This window comes from Vibrio profundum (assembly GCF_050337555.1).
Classification (GTDB): domain Bacteria; phylum Pseudomonadota; class Gammaproteobacteria; order Enterobacterales; family Vibrionaceae; genus Vibrio; species Vibrio profundum.
The window spans coordinates 224,415-246,627 of the sequence record NZ_JAKJTA010000005.1 but is presented as its reverse complement, the minus strand read 5'-3'; the positions used below and the strand labels follow the sequence as shown (position 1 = coordinate 246,627).

Here is a 22,213-nt window from a genome sequence, read left to right as displayed (position 1 = left end):
TCGCCCACATAACAACCTCCGTTTTGTCAATGTTTATTTACAAGTCATTAATACTGACTATGTTTAAGATAGCAGCAAAATAAAGTAAACACATTGCATATGAAGCAAATGAAGAATAAGCGTTGGTTAGGTATAGGTAAGCAACTAGTGATCGCAACGATCATCACCAGCTTTTTTCTGGCGTTCGTTAGCGCATCAATCAGTTTCTACGTAGGTTACCAAAAAGAGTTGAAAGAGTTGAAAGAAGATATGCAGCAACTTGAGTCAACCAATAAAAGCGGTCTTAGCCAAGCTATGTGGGTCGAAGATAGCGAACAGCTTGCTAGTTCATTATCAGGCCTTTTACAAAACCCTAATATCGCTTATCTCCGACTTGACGATAACCTTGGAGAATCTACGATATTTGGAACAAAAGTCGAAGGAGATAAATTCACCACCGTCTGGAAACTAAATCACACAATGGGTGACAAAAACTATCAGCTTGCCACTCTCACAATAGAAACAAACTTAGATAGTATTTACACAAATTTGGTCCACAGCTTTCTATTGGTATTGCTGATGACCATAGTCGAAACGTTTTTTGTTGTTGGCGTACTTCTCTTTGTCATCATGAGGCTAATCGTTCTTCCCATTAGGCATTTGTCAGACGCAATGGCTAACTTTTCAGGTGTGATTCCAAGCAAGGTTACATTGCCAAATAGAAGATTTAATGACGAAATAGACGTTTTAGCGAGTAAATACAATGCTTCCGTTAATCAATTAGAAAGCAACTATAACGAATTAATTAACGCCAAACAAAGAGCTGAAATCGCGAACCAAAAGAAAAGTGAGTTTCTTGCCAATATGAGCCATGAGATTCGTACGCCAATGAATGGTATTATTGGCATATCTTCATTGCTTGCAGAATTAGACTCGACAGAAGAACAAAAAGAATACTTCAAAGTGCTCACCACTTCATCACAAAATTTGCTTCAAATAATCAGTGAAATTCTTGATTTCTCCAAAATTGAAGCTGGTCATTTCTCTTTAGAAAGCATAACCTTTAACGCGCTTGATTTAACCCAACATCAAGCCGATCTCTTCACATTAAAAGCACAAGAGAAAGGCCTACAGTTTTGTTGTTCTATTGATTCAAATATCCCATCGTGCTTGGTTGGTGACCCTACACGCCTCTCCCAAGTTATCAGCAATTTACTCAATAATGCCGTGAAATTCACGGAAAAAGGGTCTGTTCATCTCGATATCAAATTGAATAATAGTAATCCGAATAGTGCGTCTATAGAGGTCTCGATTAAAGATACCGGTATTGGTATCGAAGAAGACAAGATTGACGATATTTTCGAGAAATTCCAGCAAGCCGATGGTAGTACAACCCGTAAGTACGGCGGAACAGGGCTAGGTTTAGCCATTAGCAAAGAAATTGTTAGCATGATGGGTGGAGAAATTTGTGTGGTGAGTCACGTTGGGCTTGGGAGCCAGTTCTCTTTTGTCATCGAACTCCCTGTCTCTCAGCAAGAAGATACTAATAACTTGCAGCATTCTCCAATCAGAATCAGCCCTGAGCGGAATGTCTGCAACTTTCCAACGAGCTCTAGTGGGGAGGCCCCGCTAAGTGAAGAAGAAAGGTTCCACCAACCGGATGGAACCCCGCAAGTTTTAATAGTAGAAGACACTTACGTAAATCAAAAAGTTGTGCAAATCATGCTCAATAATCTAGGGCTGCATGGTGATGTCGCTAATAATGGAAGAATCGCCACTGATATGTGCCAACTAAAACAGTATGACCTCATCCTAATGGACTGCCACATGCCGGAAATGGATGGTTATGAAACAACGCAATACTTCAGGGGCAGCAAAGAAAGTTGGATGAAAACAGTGCCAATTATCGCTCTAACGGCCAATGTCGTGGCCGAAGACAGAAAGCACTGCTTTGATGTCGGTATGAATGATTTTATCTCCAAGCCGCTCACCGCCGAAGACCTCAAAAAATCATTGCAAAAATTTATTGCTCTACCTAACTCAGAGTCACTAAAGCATCATAAAAAAAGTAAGCAGTGATCTACACCCTGCCACTCCCACAACGGCTTAATCCCCTTGCCATTTATTTAGCTAAACCCAGATTATCAGTGAGCGACTGAATCTGTTTTAAGTCCGAGCGATGTAGTTGAATCTCCTGATCAACTTGGCTCAGCCTAGAGTTCGCTTGATCTTGTTTATCGCAAGAGTCTGACTTGGCATTCCACGATGTTCCCGCTAAATATAAATCACACTCTTTTTTCAGGGCTTGCGTTTGTGGCTCTAACTGCTCCCTCTCCGTCTCCAAAGCAGACAGTTCTTGCTTTACTTTGAGTTCGCGTTGGAACAGTTGCTTAGCGTGATCAAACATTGTTGCCTGCATATCCGTTTGTCTGTCTAACTTGCTGATCTTAGTTTGCGCGCCATCCAATTTCACTTTTTGCTGCGCGACGGTATCTTCAAGAGATAGGTTTACTTTCTCAACTTCAGTAATCTGGTTTTTCAGCTTAGCTATCTGTTGCAAATATTTATCTTCTTGAGTCTTTAGGGCCTTGTTCATTGCCTCTACCGATTTTTTATCCGCGTCTTCTTGCTCAACCTGATGGCTCGCTTTGGCGTTCAAGCTAGCATTACTTTGCTCCAACGTCTGATAGTCTTTTTGCAGGCTTTGATACATCTCTTTCCATTTACCTAATGTGACGCTTGAGCCCGCGAGTCCACCAATTGCCAATCCCATAACAAGTGCTAGAGCAAGATAAACGTAGGTACGCTTATCCCTTTGCTCAATGACAACAACATCTTCATCTTGCTCGCCCATTCCCGTACCTGTATTCAAATCCAGCTCCTACTTCATGTTTATCGCATTAATTCAGAAATCACGACATATGTGGTGTACACGCAAAGTGCGGAACCCAATATAATCACAACGCTTTTTTGTAATTTTTCATTGGTGCGGTAGCGAACCAATAAATACGCCAACGCTGCTAGCAAAACAATCGCAATTATTCTTGTCATCACAAATCCTTAATGCTGAGATAAGCCGCATTCAATTCGGTGGGGCGACGCGTCGACGCATATTATAATTCTATACTGAAATCATGATAAACCATCAGGGCTATGTAATAACGCGATAAGTTTACCGATATTGACCATACGCTCAAATCCCCATTGACCCGCCCAAAAAAGATGATAGAGTTCACAAAATCAAATTTACATCACGTATTTGATCCAACCATGCCCATCGCAATGAGTATGGCTTCCGATGAAAACAGCAGGAGAGAGGCACGCACTCAGTGTGAGCCCACCGAAGAAGTAAATCTTTCAGGTGCTATCGAACATAATTGATAGCGAGGACTGTTGTTGGAGGAAACTCTGGAGAGAACTGTTAAATCAGTCGCCGAAGGAGCAAGCTTTGACTCTAAATACACTCACCGTTGAGGTGTGATTTAAGCCGAAGTGAAACTCTCAGGCAAAAGGACAGAGGAGTGAAAACCACGCAATATCTTTTTTGATATTTTGAACCGTCACGCGCTTATATTCTATGCGTGTAGCGACGTATTTTCGCTCTTCTCCTTAATCTTTATTATTTTTTAAGGGGAAACCATGAACCACATCCTACCGACATTACAGGCAATCGATCATTTTATCTGGGGAGCACCGCTACTCATATTGCTTGTGGGTACTGGTATCTATTTTACTTTTCGACTCAACATTATCCAAATTCGTCATTTGCCCACCGCACTGAAGTTAGTGTTTGGAAAGAGTGATGATCATGACTTACAAGGTGATGTCTCAAGCTTCTCGGCTTTGTGTACGGCACTGTCTGCCACTATAGGGACAGGCAACATTGTGGGTGTCGCCACTGCAATACAACTTGGTGGGCCTGGTGCTCTATTTTGGATGTGGATTGCCGCACTATTTGGCATGTCGACTAAATATGCTGAATGTTTACTTGCGGTAAAATATCGCCGTAAAGACAGCAACGGACAAATGCTGGGCGGGCCGATGTATTATCTCGAAGACGGCCTCAAATCCAAGCCGCTCGCGATATTATTTTCGGTATTCGCATTGGCAGTCGCCTGCTTTGGGATCGGCACCTTTCCTCAAGTAAATGCAATTGTGAGTGCCGGAACTCTATCGTTTGGTGTGCCTACCCCTATCATAGCAACTACTCTCACCTTGATTGTTGCCTTGGTCACCATAGGTGGAATTAAATCTATTGCGAAAGTGGCTGAGAAAGTGGTGCCGACTATGGCCGTTTTCTATGTGGTCATGTGTCTCCTCATCATATTCATGCAAGCCGACCAATTGCTCGCTGCTTTTCAACTGGTGCTATCTTCTGCATTCAACCTCCAAGCCATTGGCGGTGGAGCATTTGGTGGCGCGATGATGCTCGCAATACAAGCTGGTGTGTCACGCGGTGTGTTTTCCAATGAGTCAGGATTAGGCAGCGCCCCGATTGCTGCCGCTGCAGCCCAAACGAGCTCCCCTGCTAAGCAAGGGTTAATTTCCATGACGGGTACATTCCTCGATACCATCATTATCTGTACTATGACGGGCTTGGCGTTGATTCTCACTGGCGCATGGCAAAGTGGGTTCAGTGGCGCGGCAATGACCAGTGAAGCTTTTTCGGTGGGATTGAGCGCAACCTATGGGCCTATTCTGCTGGCTACTGGCCTCGCCTTTTTTGCCTTCACGACTATATTGGGCTGGCACTACTATGGGGAGCGATGCGTTGTCTACCTGTTCGGGACGAAGGCTGTGAAATGGTACAAAGGTATTTTCATCACTCTCATTGCATCCGGGTCTTTTCTACACTTAGATGTTGTTTGGGTGATTGCAGATATAGTTAACGGCCTAATGGCAATACCAAACTTAATTGGCTTGTTAGCCCTTCGCCATGTCGTGAGACGAGAAACCCAAGCGTACTTCGGGCAAAAAGAACGGGCAGAAATACACGGTATATAGGCCAAATTTCTGAAAAAACGGAGGGAAAGTTAGAGTTTGTGCTGGCAATACCAGTTTCTAGTGAGACTTTAGACAATAACAGACTCTAACTTGTAGTTATCCGCTTTTTTATCTATACCAATAAGGTGAATACAAAGAATAATTTTAAAACTCAACCGCACACGGGCTTAGGTGCATTGTATAAAAGTTAGGGACGGATTATGCCTTTAAATCTTCTACGAGAGCTTGATGAGCCTTTTCAGTTACCTTGGAAGGTTTTGATAGTAGATGATGAACCCGATGTACACCAAGTCTCGGTGATGGTGCTTAAAAGGTTCAAATTAGATGATCGACCTTTAGAGTTTATTCATGCCTATTCTGGCGCGGAGGCTAAAGAAAAAATGTCCACTACACCAGACGTGGCTCTGGTGTTTTTAGACGTCGTCATGGAGACAGACGATGCCGGCTTGGAAGTCGCCCGCTGGATCCGAGAAGACTTAAGCAACCACTTTACTCGAATCGTGCTGCGGACTGGCCAACCAGGTCAGGCACCTGAGCAAGAGGTCATCACCAACTACGACATCAATGATTACAAAGAAAAAACAGAGTTAAGTAGCCAAAAACTCTTTACCACCGTTTATGCGGCTATCCGCTCTTACCGCGACATTGTTAAAGTAGAACAATCTCGTGAGCTCGAAGAAAACTATCGACAAGGGCTAGAACGGGTCATCCAATCGACCGCGGTTATTTTCCAACAGCATACGCTCAAAGCCTTTTCTGATGGCATCTTACAGCAAGTATTGTCATTATTGAGAATGAATGATCAAAGCATGTTGGTCAGTGTTAGAGGATTGGCAACCCTGCACGAAAACCCCAGCAGCGACTACCAAATCTTGGCGCACATCGGTGAACAAGCAGAGCAAGTGAGTGATGACGTCAAAAAATACTTAGACAAAGCCATTGCCGCAAAAAAAAGCATCATCGAAGATGATGTCTTCATCGGGTATTTTGCCACTAGTTCAGGTGCCGTTAGTTTGCTCTACCTCAAGGGCGCTAGAAAAATCACCGATCTTGAAAGCCAATTGTTAACAATTTTTTCTTACAGTGTAAGTCTTGCGTTTGAAAACTTGTTCCTCGGGCAAGAAATCATTAATACCCAAGGCGAGCTGATTTATCGTCTAGGCGACGTAGTCGAGTCCCGCTCACAAGAGGCGGCTAACCATGTAAGACGGCTTTCTGAACTTGCCTACCAATTATGTAAATTGCTCGGCTATTCAGAAGACAAAGCGAACCTACTTCGCCAAGCCGCTCCTATGCATGATGTGGGAAAAATTGCCATCCCAGATGCGGTATTACTCAAACCGGGTAAACTCACGCCAGCGGAATGGGAAGTGATGAAAACCCACGCCGAAATAGGCTATAACATTTTAGCTGGGTCAAAACGCAGCATATTGCAAACCGCTGCAACTATCGCTCATCAACACCATGAAAAAATAGATGGGACGGGTTACCCTCTCGGGCTCAAGGGAAATGAGATCAGTATTGAAGCACGTATCATTGCCGTTGCTGATGTCTTCGATGCCCTGACCCATGAACGTGTGTATAAACCCGCGTGGCCTATGGAAGATGTGATTGAACAGATGAAAGAATCGCGCGGGACACACCTCGACGCACATATCGTCGATACCCTGCTCGAGAACTTAGATGTCGCGATTAGTATCAACGAACAATTTAGTCCTAAACCCATGAATCAGTCAAATATCCACCATTAAACCGATAAGCTAAGGGCCAGCATAATTGCTGGCCTTTTGCGCTATGAACTTTGGTCGCCAACTACGTCGTTAGTATTTTCTATTAACTGATATTGCTTGGGGATTCTTCAAACATGAGCACCAAGCCTAACGTGACCAATACAACTCCGGTTGTGCCTTCCATCCAACGCATAAAGCTGGAGTTCTTGAGCAAGTTTTTAGCCGAACCCAACGCGCCTGCAACACCACACTGCCAAATCATTGCAATGCCAAAATGAATCGACGCCATAGCCAAAGATTGCAACAGCACTGAGCCATGTGGATTGATAAATTGAGGTAAAAATGCCAAGTAAAAAACGGCAGTTTTAGGGTTCAATACATTTGATAGAAACCCTTCTCGTAGATACTTCAAGCGACTACTCTGCACTTGCTCCCCACCAGAAAGTTTCAATGTTGGAGTACCCTTAATTGTTGCTCTTAACCCGTTAATACCCAACCACACTAGATACAGTGAGCCGATTATTTTGATGACGGAAAACATCTGTGCAGACTGAGCTAAAATTGCAGACACACCAATAGCAGATAGCGTCGCATGTACAAACAAACCGCTACAAATCCCTAGGCTGGTGATTGCGCCGCCATTGAAACCTGCTCGCGACGTATTACGGATAATGAGCGCAGTGTCTAAGCCAGGAGTAAGGGTCAAAATAATGATGGCAATGAAAAATGCGTGGATATGTTCTATCAATGTCACATTCCCTATAGGTAAAAGTTATGGGTAAAAGTTATGGGTAAGCGGTATAGCATCGAGCTGCTCGCGTGAGAAGATAAAATAACTGCGATTACACGATAAAACAACCGTTTACTACAAGTCACCTCGCTGAAAATAGTAGTCGCGAATAGATGGCTTAGTTGCCACTACTAACAAGGCCATTGTTTATATTGAAGAGAACTGCTCAGCACATCAATTACACCAACCATAACTTGCACTAAACTGTTGTATACCTAAGTAACATCAAAACGCATGAGTTGTTTTCTTAAGCCTATGCCACGTAGATAAAGTTCCTAGCGTCACTTGAACACAATATCTTATTCAAATAGAAAGTTTATGGATGAATTTTATGAGTAAGCGAATCGCTGTTTTGTTAAGCGCACTAGTATTAGCGGGCTGCAATCAGAAAGAAACCACTCTCCCAGAGCCAGAATCTAGGCCCGCAAAATTGCTCACCGTCGCGGTAGGCGATCAACCTTTGCAAAGGCGCTTTCCCGCTATTTCAGAAGCAGGCGACAAGGCCGCATTGACCTTCAGGGTATCGGGAGAGTTAGACTCCATTGCCGTACAATCGGGTCAGCATGTCAGTAAAGGTGAGCTTCTCGCGACTCTCAACCCCGATGAATATACCTTACTGAATAAGCAAGCAGCGGCGAGTTACAAGTTAGCCAATGTGCAATTCAAGCGGTCATTGAAGCTACACAAAAGCAAAATCATTTCAGATCAAGATTTTGATCAAGCCAAGGCTAACCTGAACTCAGCGAAGGCCAGCCTAGAGCAAGCGCAAGCTAACCTAAGTTACACCAAGCTCACCGCTCCCTATGATGGTACGATTTCTTACATTGACGCTGATGAATACCAATATGTAAACGCAAAACAAGGCGTGATGAATATTCAATCTGAGCAGTTGCTCAAAGTGCTTTTCCAGCTTCCCGATTACCTATTATCTCAGTTTGGTAACGCTAAAGACGCCAAAGTTACCATGACCTTTGACGCGTTCTCAGACAATCACTACCCCCTCACCTTTCAAGAAATCAGCACCCAAGCCGATCCGAAAACTGGCGGATACAAAGTCACCCTCATCATGAAGCGCCCAACCAATATCGGGATATTGCCTGGCATGTCTGGAAATGTTGAAGTTCTGCTAACCAGTAAATCAGCCACCTCCATTCCAGCAAGCGCCATTATGGATAACAAAGGCGGTATCAGTGTTTGGAGAGTAAACAATAAAGGGATCAGCGAAAAAGTTTCCGTTGAGCTCAACCAAGACAATCAGGTGTTGTCGGGCCTAAACAACGGTGACCAAATCATCGTCGCTGGCGTCAATGCCGTCAAACCCAATATGCGTATTCGAGAATGGGTGAAGGAAAGAGGACTTTAATATGAAGCAATGGATTGCACTGATCTTTGTGTTGTTCCTTATAGGAGGGTGTGAACGAAAAGCACCTGAACACAAGGTGTATCAACCGAACGTGAAAGTCACCAAACTCAACACGTTATCATCAAGCGGGACGATTTATTTTCCCGCTGTCGCTAATGCTGCCACAAAGTCCCAACTTAGCTTTCGTGTTACCGGAGAGGTCACTAGCATACGCGTCAAAGAAGGCGATAAAGTCAAAAAAGGACAAGTAATCGCGCAAGTCGATCCCAAGGACTACCAGCTGGATGTCAATAACGCCCAAGCCAGATACTCCGTGATTAATAAGCAATTTAGACGTTCTAAACCGTTAGTAAGAAAAGGTCTACTCGCTAAATCTCAATTTGATGAACTTTCCGCCGAGCGTGACATCGCTCTTTCCGAGCTCCGTTTAGCAAAACTTAGGCTCTCCTTTACCAAGCTAAAAGCGCCATACAATGGCATCGTGTCGAGAGTCGATGCTGAGCAATATGAAAATGTCCAAATCGGTCAACCGGTTTTGAATCTGCAAAGTTTGGATAACCTAGATGTGGTCGTGCAGGTGGCTGATCGCGTCTTCACACATCGACCAACCATTGAAATGCTATCTAAAGTGGATGCCAGTGTCCGCTCTCCCAGTGGAAATATTTACCCAGTGATTATCAAGGAATTTACGACTGAGCCCAATCCCACAACCGGGACTTTCACCCTAACCTTTAGCATGCCGATGCCTAAAAAAGAAGTGATCTTCGATGGTATGGCGATGCAAATTCGCGCGTCACGCCCAACAAGTAAAGCCATTGCTCTGACTGAGGGGGTTTTCGTCCCCATTGAAGCCGTGTTCAATTCCGACGGCGACGCACTCGACAGAAGCAACAAGTTCGTTTGGTTAGTCAATGCCGACGACACGGTATCAAAACATCCCATCAGCATAGGGGTCGCTACTCAAGATAAATTGCAAGTATTGAGTGGCCTCAATTCAGGCAATATCATCGTCACTGCCGGTATCGACAAGCTACGTGATGGCATGAAAGTCAGTATCATATCAGAGAGAGAAAACGATGAGTGAGCACAATACCCCAACACCTCAACCTGACGACAATATTACTGGCATTGCCGCGTACTTCATTCGCAACCGCGTTATAAGCTGGATGATTTCACTGATATTCCTGATTGGTGGTGTAACAGCATTTCTGGGGCTAGGTCGATTGGAAGACCCAGAGTTTACTATCAAAGATGCCATGGTTGTCACGGCCTACCCCGGAGCAACGCCCCAGCAAGTGGAAGAAGAAGTGACCTACCCACTGGAAAAGGCCATTCAACAACTCCCCTACGTAGATAAGGTCAACTCCATTTCTAGCCGCGGTCTCTCCCAGATCACGGTATCGATGAAAAATAACTATGGGCCTGACGACTTACCTCAGATATGGGACGAACTTAGACGTAAAATCAACGACCAAAAGCGTAACTTACCGCCCGGAGTACTCGAGCCCAAAGTCATCGACGATTTTGGCGACGTGTACGGAATCCTATTCGCCGTTACGGGAGATGGATACAGCTATAAAGAATTGCTTGATTACGTCGACTACTTACGCCGCGAACTCGAGTTAGTGGACGGTGTCGGTAAAGTCACGGTCAGCGGTACCCAGCAGGAGCAAGTATTCCTCGAAGCGTCAATGAAAAGACTCAGCAGCTTTGGTATTTCCCCCGATACCGTTTTCGGCTTACTTTCGACCCAAAATACTGTGGGAGATGCGGGCGCAACACGGATAGGCAACGAGTACATTCGAATTCAACCCTCGGGAGAATTTCAAAACGTTAACCAGCTCGGCAATCTAATCGTTACCGACAGCGGCGCAGAAGGTCTTATTTACCTGCGCGATGTTGCCAGTATAAAACGGGGCTATGTTGAGGTCCCCGACAACTTGATCAACTTCAACGGCAAACTGGCGTTAAACATCGGTGTTTCTTTTGCCAGTGGCGTGAATGTCGTAGAAGTGGGTAAACGTATCGATAAGCGCTTAGCCGAACTCAAGGTACAGCAGCCTGTCGGCGTGGATGTTGCCAAAATATACAGTCAGCCGAATGAAGTAGAAAAGTCCGTCAACGGTTTTGTGGTGAGCTTAGCTCAAGCCGTTGCTATCGTTATCGTGGTATTGCTGCTATTTATGGGGCTGCGTTCAGGCTTCCTAATTGGCTTAATCTTGCTACTCACGGTGTTGGGCACCTTCATTTTCATGAAGTTCCTTGCCATCGACTTACAGCGAATATCATTGGGGGCTTTAGTTATTGCCCTGGGGATGCTGGTCGATAATGCCATAGTGATCGTGGAAGGCATATTGATCGGTACACAAAAAGGGCGAACGAGGCTGCAAGCCGCTACCGATATTGTCACACAAACCAAATGGCCACTGTTAGGCGCGACTGTGATTGCGATTACCGCTTTTGCTCCCATTGGCCTATCTGATGACGCAACGGGTGAGTATTGTGGCACCTTATTTATCGTGCTCCTCACTTCCTTGATGCTCAGTTGGTTCACTGCCATCTCACTAACGCCATTCTTTGCCGATATTTTCTTTAAAGGTATGAAAATAAAGAACCAAGGTGAAGACGCAGACTTGTATGGCGGCTTTCTATTTACTGCGTACCGGAACTTTTTGGTCTTTTGTATGAAACGGGCTTGGTTAACCGTAACCTTTCTTATTGTTTGCCTATTTGTCAGCTTATATGGCTTTACGTTTATTAAGCAGTCCTTCTTCCCTTCTTCGACCACGCCTATGTTCCAAGTCGATGTTTGGATGCCAGAAGGCAGTGATATCCGAGCCACCAGTAAAAAGCTGAACGAGATCCAAGCATGGATCAGTCAGCAGAATCACGTAGAACATGTGACGACAACTGCTGGTAAAGGGCTACCTCGTTTTATGCTCACCTATACACCAGAAAAAAGCTACGCAGCCTATGGAGAAATTACCGCACGGGTGGATAGCTATGAGGCAACCCACCCTTTAATTGAAAAAGTTCGTGAACATATTGAGAAAACCTACCCTGAGTTGCATTACAAGATTAAGCAAATCTTACTAGGGCCATCAAGTGGCGCGAAAATCGAAGCTAGGATTATCGGTTCAGACCCCACCACACTCCGTAAGATAGCGGCGCAAGTCATAGATATCATGCACCAAGATCCGAACGCCACCAACGTTCGTCATGATTGGCGTGAGCGCACTAAAGTTCTGGAGCCGCAGTTCAACGAAAGCCAAGCTCGCCGCTATGGGATCACGAAGTCAGATGTCGATGACTTTTTAGCCATGTCATTCAGCGGAAAAGCGATAGGCTTGTACCGTGAAGGCACAACTCTGCTACCTATCGTTGCTCGCCTTCCCGACGAAGAGCGAGTTGATATTCGTAATATCGATGGGATTAATATTTGGAGCCCAGCGCTAAACGACTACATACCGATTCAACAAGTGGCACTTGGTTACGACTTTTTCTGGGAAGATCCCATTGTGGTGAGAAAAGACCGCAAGCGCGTGTTAACCGTCATGGCCGATCCCGACCTCCTTGGCGACGAAACCGCTGCAACGCTGCAAGCGCGTTTAATGCCACTCATTGAAGCGATTCCGTTACCTCCGGGTTATTCGTTGGAATGGGGCGGAGAATATGAATCATCTGGAGACGCACAAGCTAGCCTGTTTACCAGCATGCCAATGGGCTATCTATTCATGTTCATCGTCACCGTGCTCTTATTTAAAACAGTCAAGGAGCCTGTGATTGTTTGGCTCACCGTGCCGCTCGCCATCATAGGCGTCACCATCGGTCTGCTGTCACTTAATACCGAGTTTGGGTTCATGGCTTTACTCGGTTTCCTCAGTTTATCGGGGATGCTGCTTAAAAACGGTATTGTGCTTCTCGATCAGGTTGAGATAGAGATCCACTCCGGTAAACCCGCTTATGATGCAGTTGTCGATGCCGCCGTCAGTCGGGTGCGTCCGGTTTGTATGGCAGCAATTACCACCGTGCTTGGTATGCTTCCACTACTACCGGATATCTTCTTCAAGCCAATGGCGGTGACCATTATGTTCGGGCTAGGCTTCGCTACTGTACTCACCTTGATCGTTGTGCCAGTCCTCTACCGGCTATTCCACCGCATCCAAGTTCCTAACTAGCGGTCATTGGCCATATTCAATCGACTCGAGGGGCAGAGAAATCTGCCCCTTTTTCTTACAAACCCATTTCTTTTCCTTACAGGCCCATTTTTCCTTACAAACTGTTACATGCCCTTCATTTATCAGCCAAAGCCGCCTAATACACATAACGATAATGGCTTGGCTCTTGGCCTGCACAAAAGCGCTTGATACACTCGAACTATAGAGCCATATAAACCCGTAGCCACTAACCCAACCATATTCAATGATATACCGCCGGATAAAGGAAGCTTTCAATGTCTGCATTCGAAAAAATCACCCAGCATTTTAAAAAAATATCTCGTTTTAGTCATCTCTCAGCAATATGTGGTTGGGATGCCGCCTCCATGATGCCAGCAGGCGGAAATCAGGCTCGCTCTGAAGCGATGGCTGAACTGTCCGTACATATTCACTCGATGATGACTCAACCGCAACTGGCAGATTGGTTCGCCGAAGCCGAAGAAGAAACCTTAAATAGCCAAGACCAAGCTTCACTGCGGGAACAAAAACGCCAATGGCAGCAAACCACTGTTTTGCCTGAAGCATTGGTCGAAGCAAAATCCCTCGCTGGCTCCAAGTGTGAGCATGCATGGCGAAGCCAACGTGGCGACAATGACTGGGCGGGTTTTAGCAAAAACTGGCAAGAAGTCGTCAAACTCTCTCAAGAAGAAGCGCAGCTTCGTGCCGAAGCAACAGGGCTTTCGCCTTACGACGCCATGCTGAATATTTACGAACCTGGCACCAATTCAGCGTCTCTAGATACTTTATTTGGCGATGTGAAAACTTGGCTACCCGATATGGTCAATCAGGCGATAAACAAACAATCGTCAGAGTCATATATACAGCCTCAAGGCCGCTTTGCCACAGAGAAACAAAAGTCTCTTGGTTTAGATGTGATGAAGCTGCTGAAATTTGATTTTAACCACGGACGATTAGATGAAAGTGTTCATCCATTTTGTGGCGGCGTAAGCTCGGATGTGCGAATCACCACCCGCTACGATGAGAGCGAGTTTGTCCAATCTTTGATGGGTATAGTCCACGAGACAGGGCACGCTCGTTACGAGCAAGGGCTACCAAAGACCCTTTCAGGAATTCCAAGCGGTGAAGCGCGCTCTATGGGTATCCATGAATCTCAATCACTCTTTTTTGAGATGCAGCTTGGCCGCAGCGAGTCATTCATTCAGCACCTATCTCAGCTTGCTCAGCGACACTTCGCTGGATCTAGCCAAGAGTTGTTAGCAAAAGACAACTTACATAAGCTCTATACCCGCGTGAAGAAAGACTATATCCGCGTCGATGCTGATGAACTCACCTACCCAGCTCATGTCATTTTGCGTTACGAAATAGAACGCGACTTGATCAATGGCAACATCACATACAAGGATGTACCAGAGCTGTGGGATCAAAAAATGCAAACTTATCTTGGCTTGTCGACACAAGGGAACTTCCGCAATGGCTGTATGCAAGATATCCACTGGACCGATGGCGCGTTCGGTTACTTCCCGAGCTACACCTTAGGCGCGATTTACGCAGCCCAATTTATGGCCTCAATGAAAAGTCAGATAGATGTCGACTCAGCAATTGAAAGCGGCGATCTCACATCTATCTTTAATTGGCTCTCCGACAACATTTGGAGCAAAGGCAGCCTACTCTCCACAGACGAATTAGTGAAGCAGGCGACAGGCGAAACTCTCAATGCGCAGCACTTTAAACGCCATTTAGAGAACCGTTACCTATAGTTTTCAGTGATCTAGCTTCCAGTGCGCCAGTCTACTCTGGCGCTACTTCACTGATGAGTTCCCTCTCTTCTCTATCTCACCTGAAATAAGGATAATTTCGTGCACTACTCTATTTATAATGTTTTTTGTGGCAAACACGCATCTGGCAACCCAGGTGGTGTCGTTGTGCTAGATCAGTGGCTGACAACACCAGAGCTGCTGGAAATATCAGCAAACATCAATCAGCCTGTCACGGCTTTCGTTGTTCCTCAATCTTCCCATTATGCTATTCGCTGGTTTACCACTGATAGCGAAATCAATTTATGTGGGCACGGCACGCTCGGCGCAGCCGCGGCGCTTTTAAATCAAAATGAAGCACCAGCGGTCCACCTCAAAAGTAAATACGGCGACATAACCGTTACAAAACAAGACAAGGGCTTTGAGATGAAATTCCCTGCGTGGTCAGGGACTCCTGCCGAAGAAGATTTACTGCTCAATTGGCCAAAGAAGAATCTCGTTGAAGCCTACACCACCCGAGATTTGGTGCTCGTTTTGGACTCAGAACAAGCAGTAATTGACTTCAAACCGGATATCACTTGGCTACGTGACAACCTTCAATTTCATGCGCTCATTATCACCGCACAAAGTAGCGAAAGCGAATACGTTTTGCGCTACTTTGCCCCATCGATTGGCATCAACGAAGACGCCGCTACTGGATCGGCGCAATGCTCACTCGCTCCCTATTGGTTTAGAAAACTTGGCATGAAAAACTTAACTGTTCGGCAACTTTCTAGCGCAGGTGGCGAGTTTACCGTTTCTCACCTTGATTCTGATCGTTTTCTATTATCGGCACAAGCTGAGCTGTGTTTCTCAAACTCCCTACAATTGTGTCCTGAGTCCTAAATCTATATTCCAAACGCCTTCTATTCGTCGATATAGTCAATACAACGCCATAGGTGTCGGTAGACAATAGCCCTTGATCAAAAACGCAGCTATTCCAGATGATGTACATCTCACCTTCTAGCTAATGTTTGGTCGTTTTTTCTCGTAGAGCTGTACGAATAAGCTTAAACGCCGACAATAAAGTGTAATCAGATTAAGCTTATTTTTGGACATACGCATGTTAGTTTAATTGAATGACACGCGGAAAAAATGATCACAATTTAATGTACTCCGACACCATTTTTTGCAACAAGTCCTTAATTTGAATTGACCCCAATATGCCGATGTGGAATATTACCGCACGTTAAAAACTATTAAATGGAGTTTATATAAATAATGTTGCGAAATATCCTACTGATCATATCTCTATCAACAATATCCGCCATAGCTAATGCCGCAACAAGCGTACATCTTCTTTGTGTCGTACCAGGTGGTAGTCATGGACACCCTGTTTACACACAATGTAATGCGGGAGATATAGACGGGAAAGATTTCGTATACATACGTGTATTAAAAGTATGTGACGGAGATAATAAGGTTGCTCACCTTGACCCATTCCCTATAAATAATACTGGAATGGTGACCATGAAAATTGGCAAGTGTGGTATTGGCCAAAACTTTCAAGAAAACATCGTTTATGCCAAGTTCAGAGGCCAGGATAACGAAGTGAGGTTGGGCTCAGAAAGCAAACATGAAGGAGATATTACATTAGTTTGGTCGCAAGTAGGCACTTGGAAAGTAAGTGGTTTAGATCATTTATAGCTAAGAACGGACAATGTGAATTACCCGAGGCGTCCGTCAATGAATGATGGGCGTCCTCCTCTAGATAGATGCGGAGATCACTTACTCAATAAGTTCTTGGATTGAGGTTTACAAATGAAGATTAAGCTAACGCTCATAATCTCACGATCTCGATGACATTAAGCAAAAATAATATCTGCCAGCTGAGATTGCTCAAGATTAGATTTATAAGGGAAAGTCAGCCGTCGTACCATATAGCCAACCAACTTGGCTGACTTGTTATGGGGCACAAAATATTAACTTTCAAATGATAAGTATATTTTGAGTGCCCCAAATAAACTTCTCCAGCGTAGCTGAATCACCCTGTTTGAAATGAAATATACGTCCTCACTCTCAGCAGAGATAGAAGGAAAAACCTGGATTAGCCCACTTTTTATTCGATTGAACCATAACTAGGTCAGCTAATCTTGTTACGAGAAAGCTTTGGCAATATATACGGCTAGAGATAGTTCTTTTACCGCCCCCACTTCTAAGATCATTTCTTCATTTTTGTTGCCTTGGGCTTTCAGAATAGCATCTCCCATACTTGCCAAAGCATCTAGGTAGGTTTTTATTTTTGTAAGTTCAGAAGCTGTGCTTTTTTGAGTGTTTTCAATGGAGATAACAATAGATATCGTTAGTTTCACCAGAAATGAAAGCAGTGCCAAAGCTGATTTTTGCTTAGGGTAGAAAGTCTTCACCGACAAGATAAGTGCAACAACCGTAAGAATATATGAGCTTACTGGAGATAGGTACCCCACTACCGTTTGGTTTTGAGTATCTATGGCTTTTGTCAGCCCAAAAATTCCTTGAAGTATTTTCACTTGCGATTTAGCGAGACCAAACTCATCTGCAGAGAGCCCTCCAAAGCTACTCATACAATCTAATATGATCGCTATTTGACTCGTGACAATATAACCAGTGGTAAGAGGAGAAATGGCGCTTCCTTGGCTATCTACGAAGCTTTCAAAAGTTGAGGAACCAGTATTGAACGTCACTGATTTCAATGAATGCCCGGTTTCAAAGGCGTACATAGTGTGTAAAGGAAACGCCACCATAAAGGCGGTCAGATTGCCCCAAGTCAACTCTAAACCAAACAATTTTAGCAGCCAACTAAGGAAAGGGACTTTCTTGTTAACAGCGGAGATAGCAATAGCTTCGCCCAATTGTGTGATTTGTGCTAGCCCTTCAATTGTCTCCTGAGTTATTTTGCAGCCATTGCGAAGTAAGGTTTTTTGGTCCTGCAACACACTATCTAGCGCCGACTTATCAAACCCTTTCACTATCACGTCGAACAGCGATTCTACCATATCTTCAGGAACGGCAATGCCTTCAACAAGGACATCTCCCACGAGTGACTCGACTAAACTATTCAAACTGTTCGTGGATAGTTCGTCTGAATCATTCCACTGTGTTACTTGAGTTGAACCTGATGCTTGTGCCGCATTAGTAAACTTGTTCAATACGAAATTGTGAACACAGGAGTTGTTCACTGAAGGTTTGCTTTTCTCTATGTTCGGTAACGACCGTTGGCACAACTTATCAATGTCAGTTTCGATGTTTTGTTCGAAGTTAGAGAATTTAATTTTTATATCTTGCGACCATTGATAACTTTCTTGGGCCACATAAGATATTTGATTTTTTAAACCGCTTTCTATACTACGAGATAAAGCCAGAATATCTTTAAAGTCAAATAGTAGCTTTATGTACTTAATCAGAGTTTTCACCGCAGAAATTGCTGCATCCGCCAATGTTGTAACGACAGACACAATTGCCTTCGCAATATGTTCAATGGTATCTAAGGCAAAGCTAACCGCCCCGCCGACATATTGGAAGGTAATACGAAAACCATCTTCGATTGACAAAGCCACTTTGGTCACGGCTCTTGCAACACCATTGATCACGGCTTTAACGCCTTTCTCTATCGAGTGGACTATATGGTGGAATAAGTGACCAATACTGTGGAAAAAACTACCGACCTCTTCAGAATACCCTTCACTCAATGAGCGATTCTGTAAATCTAACGTCCACGATCCAGACAAGGTGGTCAGTTCTGTATCAGATAGGTTAGGGAACATATAGCTGATGTGTTGTAACGGGTTGATCACTTGAGAGTCAGGCTGTGCTATCAACGATGAATTGGGTGCTGGCGTAGGTGACAATTCTGTGAGTCTACTGCCAGCGGTTTGCAGTAATTTGGCATTAGCTGCAGTGGCATTTTTAGCAGAGAGCAAGCCAGCTTGCTCCAAGCTTTTTGCGTTTGTATGACTTGGGTTTGCAAGCCTTTTGTGAGCATCTAAATCTGGGTTCAATTCATGCCACGAATGGTCGGCACCGCTTTGACTCAGTTGTATTTTCTGGTTATCCAATTGATTATTGGTGTCGTAAATGCGGGTAAATAGGCTTGGCGACTTGAAATCGGTCGCTTTTATCGAAGCCACAATTCTTCCAGCGGCATTAGTGTACAGTATCGCACTAGTATCACGACTAATGGAGTGTCCTCTTCCCGTACTATTGTCGATCAGGCGTACAGGTTTAGAGCTTCTTATTTCAATTGGTTGATTTGAACCCACTGAACAGCCATACACATTCAACACATTGATCTCGGCGTGGTAATAAGTATCGGTTATCTGTTGTTGGCCTTTATCAGCATTAGCTTCAATAGCAGCTTCAGACATTGGCACCATAATGGTTTCTTCTTGTGCGGTAAGACTGAATTTGGTCACCTGAGTAGAATGGTATTCGACCGCTTGAGTAGTTGAAGAAAGCTTAGCAACTAGATATTCACAATCTTGCCCAGTCAGTAAGGGGGCGACAAAGCCGATGCAAGACTTATCCAGTTGTTGCCATTCAGGTTCAAACCAAGTATCTAACTCACCTTTCGGCTCTATTGCCACAAATGGGCTCAAAATATCACTAGGCTCTTGACGTTGGCAGTTTTGCCGACGCTGAAACACATTACCTGCATCATCTTGGAATAGCAGACTTTGTATCCCATCGTGATTAGTTTGTACTATCGGATTTAAATCAGAAGTGGTGTTGTTAGGTCCTGTAAGGGTCGCTAACCCAACTTTACTATAGGTTGAAGAATGAGGTGCAGGAAAAGTGATCTGGCTGTTCACTATCTTACTATGATTGGAAATCGACTTTCCACACAATATAGCGCTGATCTGACCTTGAAAACAAGGAGCGGGATAGACTTTATAGGTCCCTTGTCCCATAGTCCAAAAGTTGGTATAGGTTTCTTCTTCTTCTTCTTTGGCTTCTCCAAATGACCAAACACCCGACTGCATAAGTGAAGCAGGATCATCCCATTGAGCTACGTAACTTTTATAGAAATGCTCAGAAGCATCTTGCCCAACAAAGTTTATAAAGGTGAATTGCTGGGTTTCCTTATCTGTAGACACTAAACGTAGCTGATTTAAGGTGTTGAAATGCGTATCTTTATTTTTCCAATTATAAGTGGTGCGTTGCATGCTCGACATCTCAGGGTTTGCGAGCACATAATTGAGGTCATGGAAATAGAAAACATTTGAAATGGCATCGGGACCATGCTGTTTAGAAGGTGGTTGAAAGAAATGAACACAAGGGTTCTGATTTAGACCGTCCCCGTAAACTATATCTTTAATTAATGCCGGATGAGGTACCAGTAATAGGAAATATCCGTCGATTTTCCAACCAGAGTCTTGTCTCTGGCTGCTATCGTTGCTGTTTATTTTGAGCGTACGGTTATAGGCAAACACTGAACCATCGTTGATGATGCACCAAGCAGACCAGTGACCGACAATCCAGCCATCAATTATCGTACCGTTGTCTGGATGGGGTAAAACAAAAAATTCTATAATATCAGCGTTTGGTAAGCCAAGGGATTCTACCCGCTGTTTAAACCCATGGCCCGAATCTGGATCTCGATACATATGGACAAGGTTGTTGTGTTCATCGAGCCCTAACAACTCACTTTCCCCGCGAATCAATGAAGACACATTCACCGACTCATCGGGCATCGTTTGGATATAAGGAGTGGATGCGATGCCATTTATCATGGCATGGCGACCATCAAACTGCTTAAACATCGCCGCATTTTGCAAAGTAAGCTGTTCATCCATTAACTCGCCATTTAGCGTCATTGAGTACGCTGCTGTCACTTCACTCCTCTCAGCATCTGTAAGCTGTAAATCTGGCTCATCGACCTGATAGTTTGGGTTGGTATTGGCCCAAACAGATGGAGGAAGCCCAGACCCAACCAAAGCCGCTAAAGCAGTCAGCTTTCCAGCGCTACCTAAGAAAGCTCGGCGAGACACTATGTGATCAAATTGACCAAGTTCTTTTCCAACAATGGTTTTGTTTGGGATCAGACGAGAAAGACGTTTGAAAATTTGGCTTCTCATCTTTTGTATTTTTGATATATCAGACATATATAATTAAAAACCAATCAATGTAATGGTTTGGTTGTGGGCTCCATCGCGTGTTTATGATTAATTTATTGTAATCTTTCGACAGAGAGTTAATTTCAGGAAAAGGGTTAAATAACCCAACCCTCCTTCACTATAAACATTCACGCAATATAATTGATGTATAATATAGGTATGAGTCACCGATCTACCTTCTATACTAATTGCGTGTAATTTAAACATGAATACAAGTTAATATATGACACCTAGGAATAGCCACCCTCCACGAATAAATAAGAAAATTTTGGTATTATGATATGGCACGACATATTTTACCGTAATGAAAAACTTGGGTATGTATAGTCGATGCGCATGACTGCTTATTGAAATGCTTATCATTTACTAATGCGAATATTGCCCTTCACTTTATTGTGTGCCCAGCAATTTTCCTACCGGATATAGAGTCCTTTTCAACTCTCTTTAATTTATTATCAATAGACTCGAATTCTAAAGATATCTCGTCCACTCCCAACTTTTCTACTTGACGCAACTGGGCATTTAATTCTTGTACGTTAATCTCTTTTGTTACTTCTTGAGTAACATTGTTCATCATTTTTTTAGCAGTTGCGATAAACTTCGCCACCGTTCGAATAGCGTGAGGTAAACGTTCTGGACCTAGCACAACTAACCCAATAACAAACACCAGCACAATTTCACCGAAGCTAAAATCAAACATGACTAATAAAGATTTTGTTTACTGGTGGTTTCAACATTTTCGCTATCAGCATTGTCAGCAGTACTAGTTGCGTTATCGTTATCACTGACGGTTTTCTTAAATCCCTTGATAGCAAGACCTAGATCTTCCCCAAAAGTCCTAAGCTTTTTGGTGCCAAATAACATCACGAAGATCACTGCAACAACTAGGAGTTTGGATAGCGAGATTTCACCCATGGTAAATCCTTATTTATTTTCTGTGGTAATTAAAATTCTAATGTAACCACCAACAATGAGATTGATGGCTTTTGTCTACCCAATTTGAAGGAGACATGCTTGACGACACTATGGCTGCCACAACCGTTAATTTTCCAGCATTACCCAAAAAGGTCGATAAGACATTATGTGTTCAAACCTCCAAGTTTCTTTGTCTACAATTTTACGATTATTGAACAATTGTGAAAGCTCATTGAGTCGTCGTAATCTTAAAAAACGGATTGGCGTTGTGTCATTCGTATTATTTAAACTTTGTTGTATCTATTATGGGGAGGTAATTTACATTTTGATACATTTGAAAGTCAATCTCTGCAAACGATTGCGAGGTAC

At 43.9% G+C, this 22,213-nt stretch carries 15 protein-coding genes and 1 riboswitch; of the genes, 9 read left to right on the top strand and 6 right to left on the bottom strand.

The genetic code is table 11. The annotated features are described in order from the left end of the window. Positions 1-108 precede the first annotated feature (108 nt). A complete protein-coding gene (locus L4C34_RS05480; RefSeq protein WP_428788342.1) occupies positions 109-2,058 on the top strand; it encodes an ATP-binding protein in 1,950 nt (649 codons plus the stop codon). Positions 2,059-2,101: 43 nt separating this feature from the next. Here the strand turns inward: L4C34_RS05480 and L4C34_RS05475 are convergent, their stop codons facing one another. Both L4C34_RS05475 and L4C34_RS05470 read right to left on the bottom strand, forming a co-directional pair. Then, positions 2,102-2,851, bottom strand: a complete 750-nt coding sequence (locus L4C34_RS05475; RefSeq protein WP_428788341.1) for a chromosome partitioning protein ParA — start codon at positions 2,849-2,851, stop codon at positions 2,102-2,104. A 20-nt stretch (positions 2,852-2,871) separates the two neighbouring features. Next, positions 2,872-3,030, bottom strand: a complete 159-nt coding sequence (locus L4C34_RS05470) for a hypothetical protein (RefSeq protein ID WP_428788340.1) — start codon at positions 3,028-3,030, stop codon at positions 2,872-2,874. 347 nt (positions 3,031-3,377) lie between these two features. After that, a riboswitch (glycine riboswitch) is annotated at positions 3,378-3,506 on the top strand. A gap of 112 nt (positions 3,507-3,618) precedes the next feature. Between L4C34_RS05470 and L4C34_RS05465 the strand changes: the two genes are divergently transcribed. After that, the gene (locus tag L4C34_RS05465; protein ID WP_428788339.1) at positions 3,619-4,983 is read left to right on the top strand and encodes an alanine/glycine:cation symporter family protein; all 1,365 of its coding nucleotides are present in this window, start codon (positions 3,619-3,621) and stop codon (positions 4,981-4,983) included. Positions 4,984-5,183: 200 nt separating this feature from the next. Beyond that, complete coding sequence (locus L4C34_RS05460; RefSeq protein WP_428788338.1) at positions 5,184-6,734, top strand: HD domain-containing phosphohydrolase; 1,551 nt, start codon at positions 5,184-5,186, stop codon at positions 6,732-6,734. A gap of 82 nt (positions 6,735-6,816) precedes the next feature. Here the strand turns inward: L4C34_RS05460 and L4C34_RS05455 are convergent, their stop codons facing one another. Further along, positions 6,817-7,467 (bottom strand): LysE family translocator, encoded by a 651-nt coding sequence (locus tag L4C34_RS05455; protein WP_428788337.1) that lies wholly within the window; start codon positions 7,465-7,467, stop codon positions 6,817-6,819. A 367-nt stretch (positions 7,468-7,834) separates the two neighbouring features. On the opposite strand from L4C34_RS05455, the gene L4C34_RS05450 reads away from it, so the two are divergent. From L4C34_RS05450 to L4C34_RS05425, 6 genes are all read left to right on the top strand, one after another. After that, positions 7,835-8,866, top strand: coding sequence for an efflux RND transporter periplasmic adaptor subunit (locus L4C34_RS05450; RefSeq protein ID WP_428788336.1), 1,032 nt, complete (start codon positions 7,835-7,837; stop codon positions 8,864-8,866). A gap of 1 nt (position 8,867) precedes the next feature. Then, positions 8,868-9,950, top strand: coding sequence for an efflux RND transporter periplasmic adaptor subunit (locus L4C34_RS05445; RefSeq protein WP_428788335.1), 1,083 nt, complete (start codon positions 8,868-8,870; stop codon positions 9,948-9,950). Continuing rightward, positions 9,943-13,044, top strand: coding sequence for an efflux RND transporter permease subunit (locus tag L4C34_RS05440; protein WP_428788334.1), 3,102 nt, complete (start codon positions 9,943-9,945; stop codon positions 13,042-13,044). Before L4C34_RS05445 ends, L4C34_RS05440 begins: the two co-directional genes overlap by 8 nt. Before the next feature lie 275 nt (positions 13,045-13,319). Next, on the top strand, positions 13,320-14,801 hold the full coding sequence (locus tag L4C34_RS05435; RefSeq protein ID WP_428788333.1) for a carboxypeptidase M32: 1,482 nt from the start codon (positions 13,320-13,322) through the stop codon (positions 14,799-14,801). A 99-nt stretch (positions 14,802-14,900) separates the two neighbouring features. After that, positions 14,901-15,683, top strand: a complete 783-nt coding sequence (locus L4C34_RS05430; RefSeq protein ID WP_428788332.1) for a PhzF family phenazine biosynthesis protein — start codon at positions 14,901-14,903, stop codon at positions 15,681-15,683. A 375-nt stretch (positions 15,684-16,058) separates the two neighbouring features. After that, on the top strand, positions 16,059-16,484 hold the full coding sequence (locus L4C34_RS05425) for a hypothetical protein (protein ID WP_428788331.1): 426 nt from the start codon (positions 16,059-16,061) through the stop codon (positions 16,482-16,484). A gap of 449 nt (positions 16,485-16,933) precedes the next feature. On the opposite strand, the gene L4C34_RS05420 is transcribed toward L4C34_RS05425, so the two are convergent. The 3 genes from L4C34_RS05420 to tatA form a co-directional block, all read right to left on the bottom strand. Next, positions 16,934-20,890, bottom strand: coding sequence for a hypothetical protein (locus L4C34_RS05420; protein ID WP_428788330.1), 3,957 nt, complete (start codon positions 20,888-20,890; stop codon positions 16,934-16,936). A 424-nt stretch (positions 20,891-21,314) separates the two neighbouring features. Next, positions 21,315-21,629 carry a Sec-independent protein translocase protein TatB gene (gene tatB, locus L4C34_RS05415; protein WP_428788329.1) on the bottom strand — a complete coding sequence of 105 codons (315 nt, stop codon included), beginning with the start codon at positions 21,627-21,629 and terminating at the stop codon, positions 21,315-21,317. A gap of 2 nt (positions 21,630-21,631) precedes the next feature. Beyond that, positions 21,632-21,844, bottom strand: coding sequence for a twin-arginine translocase TatA/TatE family subunit (tatA, locus tag L4C34_RS05410; RefSeq protein WP_428788328.1), 213 nt, complete (start codon positions 21,842-21,844; stop codon positions 21,632-21,634). Positions 21,845-22,213 lie beyond the last annotated feature (369 nt).

What these genes read in the sequence shown, in the direction of transcription:
- L4C34_RS05480 (WP_428788342.1), top strand. Translation starts at nt 109, where the DNA reads ATGAAGAATAAGCGTTGGTTAGGTATAGGTAAGCAACTAGTGATCGCA.
- L4C34_RS05470 (WP_428788340.1), bottom strand. Translation starts at nt 3,030, where the DNA reads ATGACAAGAATAATTGCGATTGTTTTGCTAGCAGCGTTGGCGTATTTA.
- L4C34_RS05465 (WP_428788339.1), top strand. Translation starts at nt 3,619, where the DNA reads ATGAACCACATCCTACCGACATTACAGGCAATCGATCATTTTATCTGG.
- L4C34_RS05460 (WP_428788338.1), top strand. Translation starts at nt 5,184, where the DNA reads ATGCCTTTAAATCTTCTACGAGAGCTTGATGAGCCTTTTCAGTTACCT.
- L4C34_RS05450 (WP_428788336.1), top strand. Translation starts at nt 7,835, where the DNA reads ATGAGTAAGCGAATCGCTGTTTTGTTAAGCGCACTAGTATTAGCGGGC.
- L4C34_RS05445 (WP_428788335.1), top strand. Translation starts at nt 8,868, where the DNA reads ATGAAGCAATGGATTGCACTGATCTTTGTGTTGTTCCTTATAGGAGGG.
- L4C34_RS05440 (WP_428788334.1), top strand. Translation starts at nt 9,943, where the DNA reads ATGAGTGAGCACAATACCCCAACACCTCAACCTGACGACAATATTACT.
- L4C34_RS05435 (WP_428788333.1), top strand. Translation starts at nt 13,320, where the DNA reads ATGTCTGCATTCGAAAAAATCACCCAGCATTTTAAAAAAATATCTCGT.
- L4C34_RS05425 (WP_428788331.1), top strand. Translation starts at nt 16,059, where the DNA reads ATGTTGCGAAATATCCTACTGATCATATCTCTATCAACAATATCCGCC.
- L4C34_RS05420 (WP_428788330.1), bottom strand. Translation starts at nt 20,890, where the DNA reads ATGAGAAGCCAAATTTTCAAACGTCTTTCTCGTCTGATCCCAAACAAA.
- tatB (WP_428788329.1), bottom strand. Translation starts at nt 21,629, where the DNA reads ATGTTTGATTTTAGCTTCGGTGAAATTGTGCTGGTGTTTGTTATTGGG.
- tatA (WP_428788328.1), bottom strand. Translation starts at nt 21,844, where the DNA reads ATGGGTGAAATCTCGCTATCCAAACTCCTAGTTGTTGCAGTGATCTTC.